At 59.5% G+C, this 5,457-nt stretch carries 4 protein-coding genes and 2 pseudogenes; 4 read left to right on the top strand and 2 right to left on the bottom strand.

Annotated features, from left to right (window positions below; all coding sequences use genetic code 11):
* Window positions 1-681 precede the first annotated feature (681 nt).
* Together NKI41_RS33475 and NKI41_RS33470 are read left to right on the top strand one after the other, a co-directional pair.
* Window positions 682-1,417: pseudogene (locus NKI41_RS33475) on the top strand (IS701 family transposase); the annotation flags it as partial.
* 26 nt (window positions 1,418-1,443) lie between these two features.
* Window positions 1,444-1,860 carry a transposase gene (locus NKI41_RS33470; protein WP_502901271.1) on the top strand — a complete coding sequence of 139 codons (417 nt, stop codon included), beginning with the start codon at window positions 1,444-1,446 and terminating at the stop codon, window positions 1,858-1,860.
* Window positions 1,861-2,497: 637 nt separating this feature from the next.
* On the opposite strand, the gene NKI41_RS32665 is transcribed toward NKI41_RS33470, so the two are convergent.
* A complete protein-coding gene (locus tag NKI41_RS32665) occupies window positions 2,498-2,689 on the bottom strand; it encodes a hypothetical protein (RefSeq protein WP_352687104.1) in 192 nt (63 codons plus the stop codon).
* Between the two features lie 566 nt (window positions 2,690-3,255).
* Between NKI41_RS32665 and NKI41_RS32660 the strand changes: the two are divergent.
* Window positions 3,256-3,729 (top strand): annotated as a pseudogene (locus NKI41_RS32660) (ISL3 family transposase); the annotation flags it as partial.
* A 5-nt stretch (window positions 3,730-3,734) separates the two neighbouring features.
* Here NKI41_RS32660 and NKI41_RS32655 read toward each other — a convergent pair.
* Entirely contained in the window at window positions 3,735-4,724 is a 990-nt protein-coding gene (locus tag NKI41_RS32655) for a LysR family transcriptional regulator (protein WP_352687102.1), read from the bottom strand.
* Between the two features lie 116 nt (window positions 4,725-4,840).
* Here NKI41_RS32655 and NKI41_RS32650 point away from each other — a divergent pair, with 116 nt between their 5' ends.
* Window positions 4,841-5,278, top strand: a complete 438-nt coding sequence (locus tag NKI41_RS32650) for a hypothetical protein (RefSeq protein WP_352687099.1) — start codon at window positions 4,841-4,843, stop codon at window positions 5,276-5,278.
* Window positions 5,279-5,457 lie beyond the last annotated feature (179 nt).

The following is a 5,457-nucleotide window of genomic DNA, read 5'->3' as shown; positions in this document are numbered from 1 at the left end:
GTTTACCAGCGACTGTTCGCCGCTGATCGCGGCAATCGCCACCTTTGCCTTGAAAGCGAGGCTGTTCCGGCGCGGTCGTCTCATCCTCCTATCTCCTGTTTCCGGCAGCAAAGCCACAGTCAGGCTGAAGTTCCACTTATTCGCCGCATAGGATTCATTTTGCACCTCGTGTTAAACTATGTGAAAACATTGAGAGTTGGTTCTCGAGATTGATCGGGATAGGGGGACGCCTCGCGACGCCGCCCACCGAGTCACCGGGGGCGGGTCACCCGCCCCCGGTTCCCACAGAACGCGGCGTGCGGAGCTAGCTCTTCGGCAGTGGTTCACAGCACCGCGAGTGCCTGCAGTTCCCTAGTCTTACTGAGTCAGAAAGTCGCGGCTGCGGGGGATTCGCGCTGGTCGCGGATTTGTTAGGGTGCTGCTTCGTGATCAGGGAAGTGCCCGCCATGCCCGACTGGACAGCCGAGAGTGAAGCCGCGTTCGACGCCTATGTCGATGCTTTGATCGGGGTGGTCGGCCACGCCGACCGAGCTGAGCCGCTGAAGTATTATTGCCACTGACTTCTGATACCGATAGAGCGCAAAAGCGTGGAGCCGTTGGCGGCCGTCACGGCGCCGTCGCGGGTGTCGGCCAAGCATCAGTCTCTGCTGCATTTAGTGGGAATAGGCGCCGTGGTCGGACGTGGCCTTGCTAGCGCGGGTTCGCGACTGGGTTCTTCCACAGATCGAGCAGCGTGGACCGATCCGGGCGTGGATCGTGGATGACACGGGCTTTCCCAAGAAGGGCAAGCACTCGGTGGGCGTAGCGCGCCAGTATTGCGGGCAAGCAGGACAACTGTCAGAATGCGGTTAGCCTATCGATCGCAAATGACGCAGCCTCGCTTCCGATCGCCTACGAATTGTATCTCCCGCACAGCTGGGCGGAGGATCCGGAACAACGCAAGAAGGCTAAGATTCCGGCAGAGATCACGTTCCGGACCAAGCCGCAGATCGCGCTCGAGCAGATCAGGACGGCCAAGGCCGAAGGCGTCGCGCCCGGCGTGGTTCTCGCCGACGCCGGATATGCCGCCGACGGCGGTTTCCGCGCGGGCCTGTCCGAGCTCGGTCTGACCTATGTTGTCGGCGTTCAGCCCACACTCAGCGCCTGGCGCCAAGGCGAGAGCCCGCTGCCGCCCAAGCCTTGGAGCGGAAGAGGCCGGCCGTCGTCTCGAGTCGGCCGAACCGACAATCACAAGCCGATCTCGGCCAAGGCCCTGGCCGAGGAGTTCGACGCCGAGGCTTGGCGCACGATCGCCTGGCGTGAAGGAACCAACACTGAACTCAATTCCCGCTTCGCCGCCGTGCGCTTGCGGCCGGCATCCAGGGACTACAATCGGCCCGAGGCTCACGCCGAAGAGTGGCTCCTGATCGAGTGGCCTGAAGGCGAGGTCGAGCCGAGCAAGTATTGGCTCTCCACCTTGCCGGCCGACGCTACGATCCCCAGTTGGTCGACGCCGCCAAGCTGCGTTGGCGGATCGAGCGAGACTATCAGGAACTCAAGCAGGAGCTGGGACTGGGTCACTACGAAGGCCGAGGGTGGCGGGGCTTCCACCACCACGCCAGCCTCTGTATCGCCGCCTATGGCTTCTTGGTCTCTCTGAGGAACACGATCCCCCCTCAACTCAAACTCGCGCCCAGGGCCGCCAAACACCTGGTCTTCCCGACGGTTATCGACCCCGCAGATCCTCCGATCCGACCAGAGCGGCACGTCCCGACCTCGATCCCAACCCTCAGGCGAGCGCCTGACTGTGGCCCTGGCCAACCGTCTGCAACGACGTCCGTGCTGCATAAGGGCAATGGACAGTCCGCGTCAGGCTCATGACGCAGTAGTACCAGGTTAGTCTAGGACCACGAGATCCGTATCGGTTTCCTGGACAAGATTCCAGTCAGAGCTTCATGTTCCTTCTTACTCCCGCCCACAGATCGGCAGGTGATTGAACGGCAAGCCTGCCAGGTCGGTCGACGCAAGTTGCTCGCGCCCTGGTTGAGACTGCCGCAGCCCGAATGCGCTTAACACGATAGCACCGGCCTGCGCCAGCGCAACGGCCAGTCCGAGATGCCAGCCACGCGCTCGCATCAGATTAGATGCAAACAGGAGTCTTGCTGATCTTTAGCGATTGCGACACCGCATACTGCCAGGTTGGCTGTCACGATATTGACCAGCGAATCGCACCGATATGCGTCGCGAAAAGGCGTTTGTTTAGCGTAGGCCTGTTTATGTTTGGTCCGTCCTGGATGCGATTCTAATCGTTGGGTGAAGACTACGGCGGCTTGTGCATCGGGAACGCGCTTTAATCGTTCCGGGAGTGGGCGCCATCCTGAAATCTATCTGGGTGTTAGATGACCGCCATAGACAAACTGCATTTGACGAAGAACCGCTGGCGACTGATTGTCTCCAAATTGAGACGGGCAGTTTGGCGGCCCTTAATCTCGACCTCTCTCCCGCGAGTAGATGTAGCCTAGATGCGGAACTCGGCGCCCGAGAGCTGCGCGCCATCGATGATGCACGCGTGGTTAAGCCGATCGGAAAAGATGATGTCGCAGGACCGACCAGCGGGGATGATGCCGAGATTGGCCATGTAGCCCGGTCGAGAAATGCAGCGCGCGCGGCATGCCGAGGAATTCGGCGAGCACAGTTTCGAGCTGCTCATTGAGGCTGGTGTGATCGGTGCTCAATGCCGACGCAGCGGCGCCGATGCCGAAGCGATCGAGCCCGTTCCGTGCGCCGGCGAGTAGAGCCGGGTGATTGGCGAGGCCCAGATAGTCGTTACTGGCAAAAGGCACATAGGTCCTGCCGTCGATGGCGAGGAGCGGTCCCTGCGGCCCGTCAACAACACGTCGCTGGCGAAGCAGGTTTTGTGCCTCGAGCTGGCGGAGCCGGCTGCGGATCTCCTCCAGCAGATCGAGCCGGCGTCAGCCATGAACTTAGGCACTCGCGGCAGCGAGGTCCGGCAGACCCGCCGGAACTCGAAGGGGGGTGAAGCGCAGCGCCAGGTATCGAGACTGCGATAGGCCGCGTTGTTGCCCCAGACGTGCGTATGGTCGGCCAATGCCAATCCTGGTAATCGCCGCATGCGGTGCGCATGGCAATCTCCGCCTCGAGATAGGTCAGTGCAGCGCCGATGCAAACATGCGGGCCAAGGCCGAACGATGCGTGCGCATTCCACGAAGCTTTGTTCACCCCAAGAAGGCGCGGATCGCCTTGGCATCTCGGCGTTTCGAAGCCTTCCTCGCCCAATGCTGGAAGGATGGGAACCGCTGCGGACGCACTTGTTTCATGACGTCAAACAGCGCGGCTACTCTGGCAGTTTCGCCAATCTGGAGCGACTTACTCGGAGCGTGGCGGCGGGGGTAAAGAGAGCAGGCCGTTGGTCCGACCACGTTGAATTCGGAGCCGGGTCGAGATCCGGACACCGGTCATGCGATCTCGCCAGTAGTACCGCTGCGCTGTGCATCAAGCCGAGAGGCCTGCTGATAGCGGCAGGCAAGAAAGCTTAATGCCGTGAAGCAGGATCTCATGCTTCGCAGAGATGCGCCGCCTGGCGATGCGATTCAATGGCATCCTTCGCGGCAAGAGATCGGCACCACTGGACGCGTGGATGACGATGCCATCGACTCCGAACTCATTCCGATCATGCGGTTCGCCCGTGTTTTGCGCAGAGACACCGATGCCATCACCAACGCCATCAAGCGTGTTCAGTTTTCATGCGAAGTGTTGAACATCACGGACTCCGCGATTGGCGCAAGCCACGGGACCAATTCCGTAAACTGGGATTGAACCGTGACCCATACGATGTCCCGTGCACGTTGCGCGATTTCAGCTGCGAGTGCCGGAAACTCTCCTCGTCTGGTGACCAACGCGATTTCGCGGGAGAACGCCGGACTGGGGAGGGGCAAGACTTCCAGACCTGGGGCGCTGGTACGTCCTTGCAACAGGGCAAGGGGCGTCGTGATTGCGCATCCCACTTCGCTTGCCACCATGGCGAGAAGCGTGTCCGAACTGTCAAATTCCAGCATTCGCGGCGGCTCAAGCCGGAGGCGGCGCAAGTGGCTTTCGATGTGAGTTCCCATCTGTGAGCGGGCACTGTAGCGGATGAATTTGTATCGCTGGAAGATCGCATCGAGGCTTAGGTCGCGACAGGCGGCTCCCGCGCTTTTTGCTACCACAAGCAGATATGGCTCCCTAAAAATCGGGTATCGCGAAACATCATCCAGATCGGCCATGGTGTCGGAGGTGATCGCGACGTCGATTGAATGTCGTTTGAGCGCCTCGGCATGCACCAATGCAATGCCCGTCAATGCCGTCAGCCGTAGCGCCATTGCGCCATCAACAAGTTCCTTGAGGAGCTGCGGTCCAATAGTAGCGGCAAATGTGTCCACCAGACCTATTCGTAAATCGAGGGGCTTGGGCATCGAGGCCACCAAGCGGACCTCGTCAAACGCGATTTCAAGTTTCTGCGTGACCTCCCGAACATGCACGGCAAGGGCCAGCCCAGCTTCGGTCGCCGCTAATGGTCGCTTGTGACGATGAACGAGGGCAACGCCAACCATGCTCTCAGCACGTCTGACTGCATGGGAAATAGCTGTCTGGGTGAGACCGAATCTAAGAGCAGCGCCAGTCATGCTGCCACTTTCGATAACTGCTGTCGCAATTTGAAGCGTGTGGAGATCAAGCGGATTTTTCATGCGCAGTCCAACGAGGTGCGTTGAGTGACAAGAGTGGGATCGCCTTTGATGAGGCCGCCACGACGGTCGCCGCTTCCTAATCTGAGTTAAGCTCCGCTCCAACCTGAATGTGATTCATGCCCCCCACCAATATCATTCATCATTCAATTTCTCAATTTTCAAGGCACGATATCGACGGTAAGCTCTATCCCAGCCAAGGGTTTCCTATCCGGCAGTTGTTTCCAAGTATTTCGGGAGAAACCGCCATTATTTTTCGCATCAAAAACAATGACAAAACCTCTGTAGCAACATTGAATTGGAGAACAACAAGGAAGAGTTTTTCCCAGCGCTCTGCAAATGCCTGGGCCGCGACGACCTCGCGGAGGCCCCCGCTTCCGAAGGTTCCTGATAGGCTCCAAAATCGAGACGCGCTGCCTGAAATCCTGGATGAATGCTTCAGCAGCAATACGACAGGCCACTGGTTGTCGGTCCTGGCGGGGTTCGTACCCGCCGCTCGTATCCGGAACATGGACGAGGCACTTAGCTCAAAGTTTGCCCTGAACGGGGCGCGATAATTGAGCTTGAGAGTGGAGCGGCGAAAAGGTTTCGGTTGCGGGTTCACTCGGCACGGCCGGTTATGGGCCTCTATAAGCCGCCTGCGCGAGACAGTGACTTAGTCGACCTGTTGCAAGCGTCCTTTGAGCGAGGCCAACCAGGCATGTCGCAGGGCGGTGCTATGCAATGTCAAACCATC

It is taken from the genome of Mesorhizobium sp. M0601 (genome assembly GCF_040320845.1).
GTDB lineage: Bacteria > Pseudomonadota > Alphaproteobacteria > Rhizobiales > Rhizobiaceae > Mesorhizobium.
Note: the sequence above shows the minus strand (reverse complement) of the source record. Positions and strands in the feature narration are given on the sequence as shown.

What these genes read in the sequence shown, in the direction of transcription:
- NKI41_RS32665 (WP_352687104.1), bottom strand. Translation starts at nt 2,689, where the DNA reads ATGAGCAGCTCGAAACTGTGCTCGCCGAATTCCTCGGCATGCCGCGCG.
- NKI41_RS32655 (WP_352687102.1), bottom strand. Translation starts at nt 4,724, where the DNA reads ATGAAAAATCCGCTTGATCTCCACACGCTTCAAATTGCGACAGCAGTT.
- NKI41_RS32650 (WP_352687099.1), top strand. Translation starts at nt 4,841, where the DNA reads ATGCCCCCCACCAATATCATTCATCATTCAATTTCTCAATTTTCAAGG.